Raw genomic sequence first — 13,367 nt, forward strand, 5'->3', positions numbered from 1 at the left:
CATTTGGGGTAAACTTTCAGCTTTTATGTTAGTATTTAGTAATACTTTTTGTTTATAATTTTAAATTATATATTTAGTTATAAATAATAAATAATATCTATTTTCAGAATTTTAAAATTATTTAAATCTTGATTCACATAATTATTATATAATATAAAATATATAAGTAAAAGGTAAAATTATAATATATTTAAGGAGTATATAAATGGATAAAAAAAATTTACAAGATTTAAAAGATAAACAACAAGTAGAAATAGAGGCACCAAAAAAGATAAAATATCAATGTTTACATACTGAAGAAGCAAGAGAATGTACTTGTATAAGAAGCAAGGGACTAGTTTTAAAGAAATAATATTAAGCAATATCAATTGGTTTATAAAATTAATTGATATTGCTTTTTCATTTATAAATTTTAAATAGCAATATTGTTTGTTTGTATACTTTGTATTATAATATATAATACAAAGTATGCAAAGGGGGAGAAACAAATGATTATTAATTTAGATATGACTAGTAATATTGCTATTTATGTACAACTTAGAAATGAAATTGTAATGGGAATTGGGAGAGGAGAATTGAAAAAAGGAGAAGGGCTTCCAACAGTTAGACAAATGGCAGAGGATATAGGCGTTAATAATATGACTGTTAATAAGGCTTATACAATACTAAAAAATGAAGGGTATATTGAAATAGATAGAAGACATGGAGCTAAAATTAACCCAGCATTAGATACTAGTAAGGAATTTAAAGAAAAACTAGAAAGTGAACTAGAACTTATAATTGCTGAATCTGGGATAAAAGGAATTGAATATAAAGAATTTATAAAAATGTGTGAAGATATTTATAAAAATATGAATGGCTTGAAAGTAGCATGGAATGAGGGATAAAAATGGGGGTTTTTAATATTATTTGGGGAAGTGCAGCATTAGTTGTTATACTATCAATGTATTTTAATTGTAGATATATTGTTAAAGGTAATAAGAATATTATTATTGGAGTAACAATTCCTTTCCTAGAGCTAAAAAATAAAAGAGTATTAGATATAGTAAAAAGTTTTAAGAGGGATAATATAATTGCTTTTATTATTTCAGCTATTTTATTTATTCCATCTTTCTTCTTTAAATTCAATTCAAATCAAATAATATATTTATTTTTATGGTTATTTGGATTATATTTTTATACTAGGAAATTATTTATTAAATATAATAAAAAGTTAATGGATATTAAAAGAGAAAATGATTGGTTATTACCAAGTAAAAGATTAGTCACAATAGATACAGAAGTTACAAGATTAAAAGATAAAATGCCTGTATCGAATTTATGGTTTATTCCAAGTTTTATAATTTCATTTATTCCAATTATCTTAGTTTTTAACAATATAAAAGAATATGAAATAAGTTTTGGAGTTATATCAGTTAATGCATTAATAGGAAATATAATTTTCTTTATTATGCACAAAATATATTCTAAAGGAAAAACAGAGGTAATAAGTGAAGACTCAAAAGCTAATATAGCCTATAATACTATATTTAAAAGAACATGGACATTAGGAACTGTAATTGCAGCTACAATTCAAAGTATTGGTATGTTATTTATGTTTTTACTTATTTTAAATAACAATAATAATATAGTTTTATTTGTTTTATCAATAGTAATACCTGCAACAATTATTTTTATAGGTGTATTTTATATAAACAATAAAATAAAAGAAGAACAAGCTAGAATATTAAATACATGTAAGAATCCTATTTATACTGATAATGATGAGTTTTGGAGTAAAGGAGTATATAATAATCCTAATGATAGAGCTGTAACAGTTGAAGATAGGACAGGTTATGGAATTACTTATAATTTAGGAAGTAAAAAGGGGCGAAGAATTTATTATGGTACTTTAATATTCGCTGGAATAATTATTGTAGGAGTTACAGCGATGATGATAAGATTTGATCATACTAAATTTACTTTAAATATAGATAATAATATTTTGAAGATAAATGCACCAATGTATGGAATAGAACTTAAAATTGATGATATTGAAGAAATAAGAATGTTAGATAAACTGCCTTCTGGATTTAGAACAAATGGAGTAGGTGCATCAACATATAATTTAGGGAACTTTAGTATTGATGATTATGGAAAGTGTAAATTATATGTTTATTTTGAAAATAAAAATTGCATTAGTATTAAGTTGAAGGATAATAGTTATATTTTTTTCAATGATAAAAGTAATAATGAAACATTAAGGTATTATGAGGAATTAGAAAAAGCGTTAATAAAATAATTTTATGTAAGGCAATGATATTAAAAGTATCATTGCCTTATGGTATAATTAAGGATAATGAGATTTAAAATAGAATATTAAGATAGATATATTTATAGTTTTAGAGAAATTATAGAGGAGGATATGAAGTGAGAGGCTCTGATTTAATTAATATAGTTAATAAATATTCAAGAGAAGATGAATATGATTTTAATGGTTTTTTAATGTATAAGGATGAAGTTGTTGCAGAGATTAGAAAAACAGAGTTAGTAAAAGTTTTTAAAAAAGATTTATTACCTATAATTATGCTAAATGAATCACCAGGTTCTTTTGAAGTATGGTTACGAACAAGAGTTATAGATACACGTAGAACAAATTCAAGGCAAGTTAGAAGACGATTAAGTGTTAAAACAGAAGTTCCAAAAGAGATTGTTATTAAGGCAAGAGCTGTAAGCATTACTGATTCATATTGGCTAAAGTGGGAAAATGAAAATATATCTTATGGAGAAGTAAGAAAAAGCTTATCAGATGGATTAAATTCAATTGCACTTTATGGTAATGATAATGATGTAAACTTTAAAGCAACAGATATAACGCCAGAGTTAACTAACATAGGGAGTTTCGAAAAATGCTGGAAGGTTTTTAATGATGAATGGTATATGATAAAAAAAGGATCATATAAAGAAAATTTTGCAGAAGTATTAATTTCTAATATAGCAATAGAATTAGGGTTTAATGCTGTAAAATATGAAGCTATAGATGAAGGACGTTTAGTTAAATGTAGAGATTTCACCGATAATGCGGAGGTTGACTTTGAACCTATGTATAGTTTTGTTAGGGATTATTGGGAAATTGATGATTGTGTTAATATAATAAATGAATTAGGATTTATAAATGATTTTTTAGATATTACTTTTGTTGATGCATTATGTTATAACATAGATAGGCATACATTTAACTTTGGACTTTTAAGAAGAGATGGAGAGATATTAGGATTAGCACCTAATTTTGACAATAATTTAGGGCTATCAGGAGTATTAAATGACAGAGCTTTAGAAAAAACATGGTACTCAACAGCATTTATAAGAAATACATATATTCCTATATTACAAGAGTATAATTATAAAATGCCACAGATTAATTTAGAAAAGATAAAGAATATTATAAATACAACAATAAGTGATTTTCCTACATTAGTAAATGAAGAAGGATTTACGGAGGTTGTATTTAACATAATTAAGAGTAATTATTATGAATTAGAAAAGGCGCTAGAAAAATAGTTAAGAAGTTTGTAACAATTAAACAATACTATGTAAAAACTTCCATGTATTATATAATTAAATAATATGTGGAGGTTTTATTTTATGAAAAAAACAATAAATATGATATTAGTAACAGCTTTATCTTTAAGTCTTATAGGTTGTAAAGAAAGTGTTGTATTAGAAGAAAATATAAAAGATATTGAGGAGTTAAAGAATTTTGAAGTGGTAGAAACTCCAGTTGAAATTACAAAGGAATGGGTTTATCCATCTTTTTTTGAGGGTGATAATATTTATGGTGCTGATTTAGAAGATACTATTGAAAATGGTGAACAGACTGTAACGGAATATTATATAGATAAATATGGAAAATATAATGTTAGCAATAATGATAAATTTTTTACAACAGAAATAAAAGATAATAATAAGTTATCTTATATTGGAATTACTAAGAAGTATGATGAGACAGATACAAGTGAAAGAGAGAAAGAGTATTACTATAGAGATAATTTAAATGATATAACTGTAAAAGTTGAAGGGTTAAATGATTTAATTAATGATATAAGAATAGATTCTGATGAATATGTGATTTTGAATACAAGTGGAATAGAAGACAATAAATATATCTATATAGATGTTGAAGTATTAAAAAACAGAGGTGGGTATGTAAAGAGAAATGTATCAGAGCAAATTATATATATAATTGATAGGGAAACAGGAGAAGTTAGCATTACTCATAATAAAAGTGAAGATGAAGAAGGATTAAAAAGTGCAGTTTTTAATATATATTATGATAAAAATTTAGAATCACTTATGGCTATAACTATTGATCATAAAGTTAAAAAGATTAATATAAAAAATAATAAAATTTTATTTGAAGAATATCGTGAATTGAATCTCCAAGGATATGAATTATATTTTATTTTTAATATGAATGAAGTTTCAAAAGATAAAATTATATTTCAGTTGATAGATGAAAGTGTAGATATGAATACAATAAATAGTTACAAAGAGGTTTTAAGGTGTGCTGTTTATAATACCTTAACTGGAGAAGTTGAGTTATTAGATGATGATATGTGGGTTACAAATGTTTTTGGAAAAAATAATTTATTAACTTTATCATATAATAATGATGCTTATTTAGCTCAGATACAGGATAATAATGAAATTGAATTTAAACATAAGTTTGATAAGGGTGATGGAGTATATATAGATGCGATGGGAGTAATTAATGAAGAAGGAAATAGGATATTTATTACTAAAAGAATAGCTGATACAAGATATGCTCAGGCTAGATTTGAGTATTCATTTATAGATTTAAAATAATATATGGAGAGAAACCTATGGATAAAAAGAAGATATTAGTAGTGGAAGATGAGTATTCCATTAATGATGGATTAACCTTTGCTTTAAGAAAAGAGGGGTATGAGCTTAGGAGTGCATTTAATGGAAAAGAAGCATTAGAATTAGTAGAAACTTTTAAACCAGATTTAGTATTGTTAGATTTAATGTTACCTGATATAGATGGATTTGATATATGTAAAGAAATATCTAAAAATACTTATGTAATAATGTTAACAGCTAGGGGAGAAATATTTGATAAAATAGTAGGATTAGAATTAGGAGCTGATGATTATATTGTTAAACCTTTTGAAATGAAGGAAGTATTAGTGAGAATTAAGGTTATATTTAGGAGAAATAACAAGAGTTTAAATGAAACTATACAACAAGATAAAAAAGAAATTAGTGGTATAAAAATTTCTTCTAAAGATAGGTGTGTATTTAAGGATGGAAATCTTGTTCCTATGAGAAAATTGGAATTTGATTTGTTAAACTTTTTATATGAAAATAGAGGTATTATTTATTCAAGGGAAGATTTATTACAAAAGGTTTGGGGATATGACTATGAAGGTGATACTAGAACTGTTGATGTTCATATAAAAAGATTAAGAGATAGATTAAAGGAAGATAAAGATAATTCTATAATTGAAACAGTTTATGGTATAGGATATGTTATGAGGTGATTTATTGTTTAAAACACTAAGGAGTAAATTATTATTTGGAACAATAATTTCAGTATTAATAATAAATATAATATTTACTATATTTATTGCATTATTTTTAGAAAATACATTAAGAGCTGATATTATAAATGAAATAATAAATATAAAGAAATTTTCTATAAAGACTATTAATCAAAATGAACTTATTGGAGAAAGTAAGTGGAAAAGTTTAAATAGTATTAAGGGATTAACTAATTCATATGTTTCTATGATAAATGATAAAGGCGAAACAAATGAATATATTAGTGTAGCAATAAGTGAAGAGGAAATAAATAATATAGTAAATGAAAGCAAAAACCTTAAATCTATTATAAGGTTTAAAAAATTAAATAATATTTACTGTGTAACATATAATTATCCTATTTATTTAGATAATGATTTTTATTGTAATTTAATTATACAAAAAGATTATATTGAAAAATATAATAAAAATCTAAATGTTATAACAATAGTAGTTGTGGGACAAGTTATTGTGGTTTTATCAATAATTACTGTTATATCAATTATAATAAGGAAAGTTACTAAACCAATAAATGAATTAAATCAATCAATGAAGGGTTTATCAAAAAGTATAAATTCAAAGGATATTGTTATTAATAGCAATGATGAAATTGGTGAGCTTTCAAAAAGCTATAATTTAATGAAAAATAAAATAAGAGATCAGGTGGAAGTAATAATTGAGGAAAAAGAAAAGGTTGAAGAACTACAAAAAGTTTCAAGGGAGTTTTTTAATAATGCAACACATGAGTTAAAAACCCCAGTTACAGCAATATCACTTTATGCACAAATATTCAAAGAAAATAAACTAAAAGAATTAGATGAAGAATTTATAAATAGAGCTAGTGAGAGAATAATAATGGAAAGTGAGAAGATGAAAACTTTAGTAGAAAAGATACTTGATATATCAAGAGGAAAGATTAATTCACCTAAAAATAGATGTGAATTTTCACTTACAGAATTAATCGAAGAAATAATAGAAGATTTTCAAGTAAGAATAGAAAGTAATGGCTATATAATAAATAAAAGACTACAAGATGTAACTATATATTCAGTTTTAGAAGATATAGAGTTAATAATAATTAATTTAATTGATAATGCAGTAAAATATAATGCTGGGAAAATGATAGATATTAATTTATATAAGGAAGAGGGAAATATAGTTTTTTCAACAATAAATAAATGTAGTGATTTTCCAAATGATATAAAGGATAAGCTATTGGAACCATTTATAAAATATAATAGCTATAAAGACATTTCTAAGGAAGTAAGCAGTTCAGGATTAGGATTGTATTTATGTAAGGAACTTGCGTATGAGAATTATGGAAAGTTATCTTATGAAATAAACAAAGGGAAAATAACTTTTATTTTAAAATTTGACTTAAATAAAGGTTAATTATTAGAAATATTAAGGTTTTTATATAAGAATGTTAAAGTAAAAACGTATTGTAAATATTATACAATACGTTTTTGATTTAACTATCTACTATTGTTCCACCATTTACATGAATTACTTGACCAGTAACATAGCTAGAATCCTCTGATGCTAAGTATACATAAGAAGGTGCTAATTCAAAGGGGTGTCCAGCTCGCTTCATAGGAACATCAGAGCCAAATTTTTTAATATCTTCATCTGAAAAGCTTGAAACTATAAGAGGAGTCCAAATTGGACCAGGCGCTACAGCATTAACTCTTATTCCTTTTGTGACTAGGGATTGTGAAAGTGATCTTGTAAAAGTAACCACTGCTCCCTTAGTAGATGAATAATCAATAAGCTTTACATGTCCTTGATAGGCTGTAACAGAAGCTGTATTAACTATTGTACTACCTTGTTTCATATAGCATAAGGCAGCTTGAGTTAAATAGAACATTGGAAATATATTTACCTTATAGGTTAATTCAAGTTGATCTTGAGAAATATCTTCTATACTTTCTTGAGGAAATTGAACGCCAGCATTATTTATTAATATATCTATCTTTCCAAAGTCTTTAACAACACAATCAACTAAGCTTTTACAAAAAGATTTAGAGGAAATATCACCCATGTATAATATACATTTGCTCCCATAGTCTTCTACACAACTTTTAGTAGCTTTAGCATCTATTTCTTCATATAAGTAAGAAATAGCAACGTTAGCTCCTTCTTTGGCAAAGGCTATTGCAATAGCTCTACCAATTCCACTATCGCCGCCTGTTATTAGAGCAACTTTACCTTTTAGTTTTTCACTACCTTTATAGCAAGGGTTATCAAATATTGGTTTGGGATTCATTTTAGCTTCAATTCCAGGTTGAATATCTTGATGTTGGGGTGGAAATTTCTTGGGAAGTTTATCATAGTCTATACAATCATAATTTATATTATTCATAAAATCTCCTATGAAATTTATACAATTATAAAATATGAATTTAGTATTTTATATGTGAAAGATGTAGAAGGTAGAGATCAGATATTATTACTATATAGTAAAATCTTATTATTTATAGAAATAATTAAATAGATTTTTTATTAATAAAAAACAGTAACAACTAATGATAGTATGCTACTGTTCTTTTAATGCTATTTGTCGAAATAACTAAAGTTGTAATATGGTGTAAAATATATTACATTATGTTTTACACTATATTGTATTATGTACATTTTTTTTAACTTTTATACAATAAAAGTACTTTTATCGACCCATTTATATTCAGGTTTTAATTCTTTTATATCGGTTGTAAGTTTAAATAATGCTAAATCCTTTTCTTTACATTCAAGCATTATATCTATATCAGTATTAAAAGGTTTAATGTTTTCTAAGAAATATACAAAATCTTTTGGATTAATAAAATCAGAATGTTTTCTATCTTTTTCACCATTTCTAGGAGAGGAAAAATGGAGTTTAGGAGGAAGTTTTTCATTTTTCCATGTTAAAAATATTTTAGGAATTAATTCATAAATGTTTTCACCATTATTGTTACAATTATGATGATGGACATCTAAAACCATAGGTAGATTTAATTCATTACATAAATTTAGAGTCTCTTGTGCTGTATATGTTTTATCATCATTTTCAATAATAATTTTTGATTTTACCTCAATTGGAAAAGTATTGAAGTTAGTAATGAATCTTTCTAAACCAGCTTTTTTACCATTGGTAGCACCACCAACATGTATTACCATTTTTCCTAAATCATATTTAAAATCTTCAAACCATTCAGCCTGCCTTAATAGATTTATTTTAGTATTTTCAACAACTTTAGGATTAATACTGTTAATTACATTAAACTCATCAGGGTGAGTATCCACTCTCATTTTAGAATTGTTTATTAATTTACCAACATATTCAAAATCCTTTCTTAAAAACTCTCTATGGCCCCAATACCCAACTTCAGGATGAGTAACTAGTGGAATTAAAGCAGAAGTGATTCTATAAAAATGGATGTCATTTTCTATATTATATCTAATTATAGTTTCTAAATCCCTTAAGTTAGAAGCCGCTACAAATTTTAGTTTTTCTAATTTTTTATCAGGAAGAGCAATTTTATTATAATTTGAAAAAGTTACAGTACTAGAAGAAGTAACTTTTTTACCTAGTTTTTTAGAAATAGCTACATAGCCAAGTCTTACTCTCATAATTTTCCTCCAATCATACTGATAATTAATAGTACTAATTTATTATGTGCATAATAAATTAGTCATATGTTTTAATTTAAATCATAAATATTTAAATGTAATATTTGCTGTAGCAGATAATAGTAGTTAAAATAAGTAGAATATTACAGAGGATCCAAAAGAAATTTAAGAAAAAAACAATCAAAATTCACAATATTATTGTATAATAATATTGTCGGGATTATAGATTATTTTAAAATTCTGACGAGGGGAGAAATCTTATGCTAGTAAACACTCATTTAGCAATAGGCTTATATTGTTATAAGTTGTGCAATGAAAAATATAATTTAAGTTTAAATAAAAAAAGATTTTTAGCTGGGTGTGTAGAGCCAGATTTACACAAGAGAAGAAATAAGATAAAACACACATATAGTGTTTCTAAAGATAAAATGCTAGAATATAAAGATTACATTGAAAGTAATGATTTAGATATTAATGAAGTATCATTTATTATAGGAAAAATAGCACATTATATTGCAGATTGTTTTTGTAAGTATCATTTAGACGAATATTATGGTAAGGATATGAAAAATCATTTTGCATATGAAGTTACTTTGCATTTAATGTTAAGAAAGACTTTAAGAAATAATAATGATATTTTTGAAAATATTCTAGATAATATAGATGACTCTGTAGATTATCTAGAAGAATTAAAGAGAAATAGGCAAGAATATTTAAGTTTAGAGGAAGATTGTATAAATGATATATTTTATACAATAAAGACAACTTGTCAACTTTTATATTTAACAAAAAAATATTTTGTTAAAGCATTTGAGTCGTATATTTAATTAAGAAAGAGTTACACAGTAATAGTAATATATAAATTACTATTGCTGTGTTTTTTATTGTAATGAAAACTTAAATGGTAATTACGGATAGTCATGATATAATTTAAATATAAATTTATTTATTGTTTATAGAAAAAGGTGATTATATGAAAAAAACAATAGGGGTATTAGCTCATGTAGATGCAGGAAAAACAACTTTTTCTGAACAAATTCTTTATCATACTAATGCTATTAGAAGCAGAGGAAGAGTAGATCATAAAAATTCATTTTTAGATAGTCATGATATAGAAAGGGAAAGAGGCATTACAGTATTCTCAGATCAAGGGGTATTTGAAATAGGAAAATCAAAATATTATTTAATAGATACACCAGGACATATAGATTTTTCTTGTGAAATGGAAAGAGCTATAGGGATTATGGATTATGCAATTATAGTGATAAGTGCAGTAGAGGGTGTACAATCTCATACAGAAACAGTATGGAGATTACTTAGAAAATATAATGTTCCTACATTTTTCTTTATTAATAAAATAGATAGAACAGGAGCAGATTTAGGGAATGTAATTAATGAAATAAAAGTAAATTTAACTAAAAATATTTGTTATATAGATAGTATTACAGAGATTAAAGAAGACTTAATAGAATTTATAGCTGAGAGAGATGAAGATTTATTAGAAAAGTATTTTAATGGAGAATATAATAATGAATTATGGATTAATAAATTAGGAAGTTTAATTAAAGAAGAAAGTATATTTCCATGTTTTGCAGAATCTGCTCTTCAAGATGAGGGAATTTCAGAGTTTTTAAGTTCTTTAGAAGAGTTGACATTTACTAATTATAATGAAGATGAGGAATTTTCAGGAATTGTATATAAAATACGACATGAGGATAATGGAACAAGAATTACATTTATTAAAGCTTTAAGTGGGATACTAAAGGTTAGAGATGAAATAAATAATGGAACTTTAAGGGAAAAAATAAGCAGTATAAGAATTTATAATGGAAATAAATTTTCTACAGTAGATAAAGTTGTGGCTGGTGATGTTTTTGCAGTAACAGGTCTTACAAGTTTAAGTGTAGGAGATGGAGTTGGATTATTAAAGGAAAAATTAAAATTTAATATGATTCCAACCTTAATGTCTAGCGTAATTTTTGATAAATTATGTAATGTAAAAGAAATATTAAGGTATTTTAAAATATTAGAGGCTGAAGATCCTGCCTTAAATGTTATTTGGAATGAAATTCTTCAGGAAATACATGTTCATATTATGGGAAAGATACAATTAGAAGTATTAAAAGAAGTTATATTAGAAAGATTTAATCTTAATGTAGACTTTGGACCATGTGAAATAATATATAAAGAAACTATAAATAATACAGTTAATGGATATGGACATTTTGAACCATTAAAACATTATGCTGAAGTACATTTGAAGTTAGAAAGTCTTCCTAGAGGTTCTGGAATTGTTTTCGAAAACAAATGTCATGCTGATAATTTAACTACAGGAAATCAAAATCTGATAAGAACTCATTTATTTGAAAAAAAACATAATGGAATATTAACAGGTTCAGAAGTTACTGATATTAAAGTTACTCTTTTAACTGGGAGAGCACATAATAAGCATACTGAAGGTGGCGATTTTAGAGAAGCAACTTTTAGAGCATTAAGACAAGGTTTAGAAAAGGCAGATAATATATTGTTAGAGCCATTTTATAAATTTTCAATAGATGTAGAGTTAGACTATATGGGAAGAGTTTTATCAGATATTCAAAGGCTTTATGGTACTTTTAATCCACCAGAAATAAGGTTAAATAAAGTTAAAATAACAGGAGGAGGACCAGTAGCAACTTTGATGAATTACAGTATGGAACTTATTGCATTTACTAAGGGGAGGGGAAATATAAATTTGATATTTGATGGATATGATATATGTCATAATACAGAAGAAGTTCTTGAAAAAATAGCTTATAATAAGAATGCAGATATAGAATATTCTTCAAATTCAGTATTTTGTTCTAAAGGGCAAGGTTTTATTGTTCCTTGGGATGAAGTAGAGAAGTATATGCATTGTGAAATTATAGAAGAGTAGAGGAGTATAAGTATATGATTAATAACGAGAATTATATGAATTTTATAGCAGATCCTAAATTTCCAGAGGGAAATAGAGATGAGGATTTATATTTTTTATTTAAAGATAAAATGATTTTAATTAAAGAAGATATGGGAAAAGTATTTATTCCAACCTTTAAGGATATTAAAAATTTAATTGATGGTCTTGAGATAATGTATCATTTAGGTAAACTTAGTGAAATACATTGTTTTTGTGGGGAAATAAATTCATGTGTCAAGGTATCAGGAGAATTAAAATTTATTGCATTAAGGCAAGGAATGTCTATTATCGATAAGGATGTTGCACCAGTTTGTGGAAGAGCAGCTCAAATTATTCATTTCCACAAAACTAATAAGTTCTGTGGAGTATGTGGTGGAGAAAATGAATTTGTTGGATATGAATTTGCAATGAAGTGTAGTAAATGTGGATATATGAGTTATCCACAAGTTTGTCCAGCAATTATAGTAGGAATAACTAAAGGTGATAAGATTTTACTAGCAAATAATAAAAACTTTCCAGAAGGGCTACATAGTAATGTAGCTGGGTTTGTAGATGTAAATGAGACTTTAGAAGAATGCGTAAAACGTGAAGTATTAGAAGAGGTAAACATAAAGGTAAAAAATATTAAATATTTTTCAAGTCAACCATGGCCATATCCTAATTCTATTATGATTGGATTTACAGCTGAATACGAAAGTGGAGATATAAAGGTTGATGGTGAAGAAATTATTCATGCAGATTGGTACAGCAAAGATAATTTACCAATATTACCGGACGAAAATACTATTGCAAGAAAGATTATAGATTTAATTTTAAAATAAAGATAACTAGTAGAGATTCTGTCAATATGTTTTAGTATAATGACTCAATAAATTGTAAAATATATAAATAAGCTAATGTTTTTAGCTTTTTAAAGATATGGAGGTAAAGCATATGGATAAGAATAAAAAGATATGTTATTGTTTCAATGTATCAGTAGATGATATAGAAAGAGCAATAGAAAATGGAGCAGACACTTTTCAAGAGGTTCAAGATGTAACTAATTGTGGAAAGGGTTGCGGAACATGTTTATCAAAAGCTAAAGCTGTTGTTGATGAATTATTAAAGAAGAGATAGTTTAAATATTTAATAGTCAAAACTCACTATGGTAAATTTATATATTGCTATGGGGAGTTTTTTAATTAATAAGTATTATAAAATGAAAAATTACTAATAATAATTTATATTAAATAAATTG

13 protein-coding genes are annotated in these 13,367 nt (G+C 25.4%); 11 read left to right on the top strand and 2 right to left on the bottom strand.

The genetic code is table 11. The features are described from left to right. Window positions 1-205 precede the first annotated feature (205 nt). The 7 genes from Q0Y03_RS06520 to Q0Y03_RS06550 all read left to right on the top strand — a co-directional run bounded on the left by Q0Y03_RS06520 (window position 206) and on the right by Q0Y03_RS06550 (window position 6,975). Window positions 206-352 carry a hypothetical protein gene (locus Q0Y03_RS06520; protein WP_297713043.1) on the top strand — a complete coding sequence of 49 codons (147 nt, stop codon included), beginning with the start codon at window positions 206-208 and terminating at the stop codon, window positions 350-352. A 136-nt stretch (window positions 353-488) separates the two neighbouring features. Next, window positions 489-887, top strand: a complete 399-nt coding sequence (locus Q0Y03_RS06525; protein WP_297713044.1) for a GntR family transcriptional regulator — start codon at window positions 489-491, stop codon at window positions 885-887. Between the two features lie 2 nt (window positions 888-889). Then, a complete protein-coding gene (locus Q0Y03_RS06530) occupies window positions 890-2,281 on the top strand; it encodes a PH domain-containing protein (RefSeq protein ID WP_297713045.1) in 1,392 nt (463 codons plus the stop codon). A gap of 128 nt (window positions 2,282-2,409) precedes the next feature. Next, window positions 2,410-3,540 carry a hypothetical protein gene (locus tag Q0Y03_RS06535; RefSeq protein WP_297713046.1) on the top strand — a complete coding sequence of 377 codons (1,131 nt, stop codon included), beginning with the start codon at window positions 2,410-2,412 and terminating at the stop codon, window positions 3,538-3,540. Between the two features lie 84 nt (window positions 3,541-3,624). After that, complete coding sequence (locus Q0Y03_RS06540) at window positions 3,625-4,845, top strand: hypothetical protein (protein ID WP_297713047.1); 1,221 nt, start codon at window positions 3,625-3,627, stop codon at window positions 4,843-4,845. Window positions 4,846-4,862: 17 nt separating this feature from the next. After that, window positions 4,863-5,543, top strand: a complete 681-nt coding sequence (locus Q0Y03_RS06545) for a response regulator transcription factor (RefSeq protein ID WP_297713048.1) — start codon at window positions 4,863-4,865, stop codon at window positions 5,541-5,543. Between the two features lie 4 nt (window positions 5,544-5,547). After that, window positions 5,548-6,975, top strand: coding sequence for a HAMP domain-containing sensor histidine kinase (locus Q0Y03_RS06550; RefSeq protein ID WP_297713049.1), 1,428 nt, complete (start codon window positions 5,548-5,550; stop codon window positions 6,973-6,975). Window positions 6,976-7,054: 79 nt separating this feature from the next. Here the strand turns inward: Q0Y03_RS06550 and Q0Y03_RS06555 are convergent, their stop codons facing one another. Both Q0Y03_RS06555 and uvsE read right to left on the bottom strand, forming a co-directional pair. Next, window positions 7,055-7,945 carry an SDR family oxidoreductase gene (locus Q0Y03_RS06555; protein WP_297713050.1) on the bottom strand — a complete coding sequence of 297 codons (891 nt, stop codon included), beginning with the start codon at window positions 7,943-7,945 and terminating at the stop codon, window positions 7,055-7,057. A 284-nt stretch (window positions 7,946-8,229) separates the two neighbouring features. Then, window positions 8,230-9,192: a UV DNA damage repair endonuclease UvsE gene (uvsE, locus tag Q0Y03_RS06560; RefSeq protein ID WP_297713051.1), complete on the bottom strand. Its 963-nt coding sequence runs from the start codon at window positions 9,190-9,192 to the stop codon at window positions 8,230-8,232. A gap of 260 nt (window positions 9,193-9,452) precedes the next feature. On the opposite strand from uvsE, the gene Q0Y03_RS06565 reads away from it, so the two are divergent. The 4 genes from Q0Y03_RS06565 to Q0Y03_RS06580 all read left to right on the top strand — a co-directional run bounded on the left by Q0Y03_RS06565 (window position 9,453) and on the right by Q0Y03_RS06580 (window position 13,246). Next, entirely contained in the window at window positions 9,453-10,019 is a 567-nt protein-coding gene (locus Q0Y03_RS06565; protein ID WP_297713052.1) for a zinc dependent phospholipase C family protein, read from the top strand. 146 nt (window positions 10,020-10,165) lie between these two features. Next, window positions 10,166-12,109: a TetM/TetW/TetO/TetS family tetracycline resistance ribosomal protection protein gene (locus tag Q0Y03_RS06570; protein ID WP_297713053.1), complete on the top strand. Its 1,944-nt coding sequence runs from the start codon at window positions 10,166-10,168 to the stop codon at window positions 12,107-12,109. 14 nt (window positions 12,110-12,123) lie between these two features. Beyond that, window positions 12,124-12,951: an NAD(+) diphosphatase gene (gene nudC / locus Q0Y03_RS06575; protein ID WP_297713054.1), complete on the top strand. Its 828-nt coding sequence runs from the start codon at window positions 12,124-12,126 to the stop codon at window positions 12,949-12,951. Window positions 12,952-13,063: 112 nt separating this feature from the next. Further along, window positions 13,064-13,246 (top strand): (2Fe-2S)-binding protein, encoded by a 183-nt coding sequence (locus tag Q0Y03_RS06580; protein ID WP_297713055.1) that lies wholly within the window; start codon window positions 13,064-13,066, stop codon window positions 13,244-13,246. Window positions 13,247-13,367 lie beyond the last annotated feature (121 nt).

The organism is Clostridium sp., from assembly GCF_026168755.1.
In the GTDB taxonomy this organism is placed as follows: domain Bacteria; phylum Bacillota; class Clostridia; order Clostridiales; family Clostridiaceae; genus Clostridium.

Coding starts and splice junctions, on each gene's coding strand:
- nudC (WP_297713054.1), top strand. CDS start 12,124: ATGATTAATAACGAGAATTATATGAATTTTATAGCAGATCCTAAATTT.
- Q0Y03_RS06525 (WP_297713044.1), top strand. CDS start 489: ATGATTATTAATTTAGATATGACTAGTAATATTGCTATTTATGTACAA.
- uvsE (WP_297713051.1), bottom strand. CDS start 9,192: ATGAGAGTAAGACTTGGCTATGTAGCTATTTCTAAAAAACTAGGTAAA.
- Q0Y03_RS06540 (WP_297713047.1), top strand. CDS start 3,625: ATGAAAAAAACAATAAATATGATATTAGTAACAGCTTTATCTTTAAGT.
- Q0Y03_RS06545 (WP_297713048.1), top strand. CDS start 4,863: ATGGATAAAAAGAAGATATTAGTAGTGGAAGATGAGTATTCCATTAAT.
- Q0Y03_RS06570 (WP_297713053.1), top strand. CDS start 10,166: ATGAAAAAAACAATAGGGGTATTAGCTCATGTAGATGCAGGAAAAACA.
- Q0Y03_RS06520 (WP_297713043.1), top strand. CDS start 206: ATGGATAAAAAAAATTTACAAGATTTAAAAGATAAACAACAAGTAGAA.
- Q0Y03_RS06565 (WP_297713052.1), top strand. CDS start 9,453: ATGCTAGTAAACACTCATTTAGCAATAGGCTTATATTGTTATAAGTTG.
- Q0Y03_RS06555 (WP_297713050.1), bottom strand. CDS start 7,945: ATGAATAATATAAATTATGATTGTATAGACTATGATAAACTTCCCAAG.
- Q0Y03_RS06530 (WP_297713045.1), top strand. CDS start 890: ATGGGGGTTTTTAATATTATTTGGGGAAGTGCAGCATTAGTTGTTATA.
- Q0Y03_RS06580 (WP_297713055.1), top strand. CDS start 13,064: ATGGATAAGAATAAAAAGATATGTTATTGTTTCAATGTATCAGTAGAT.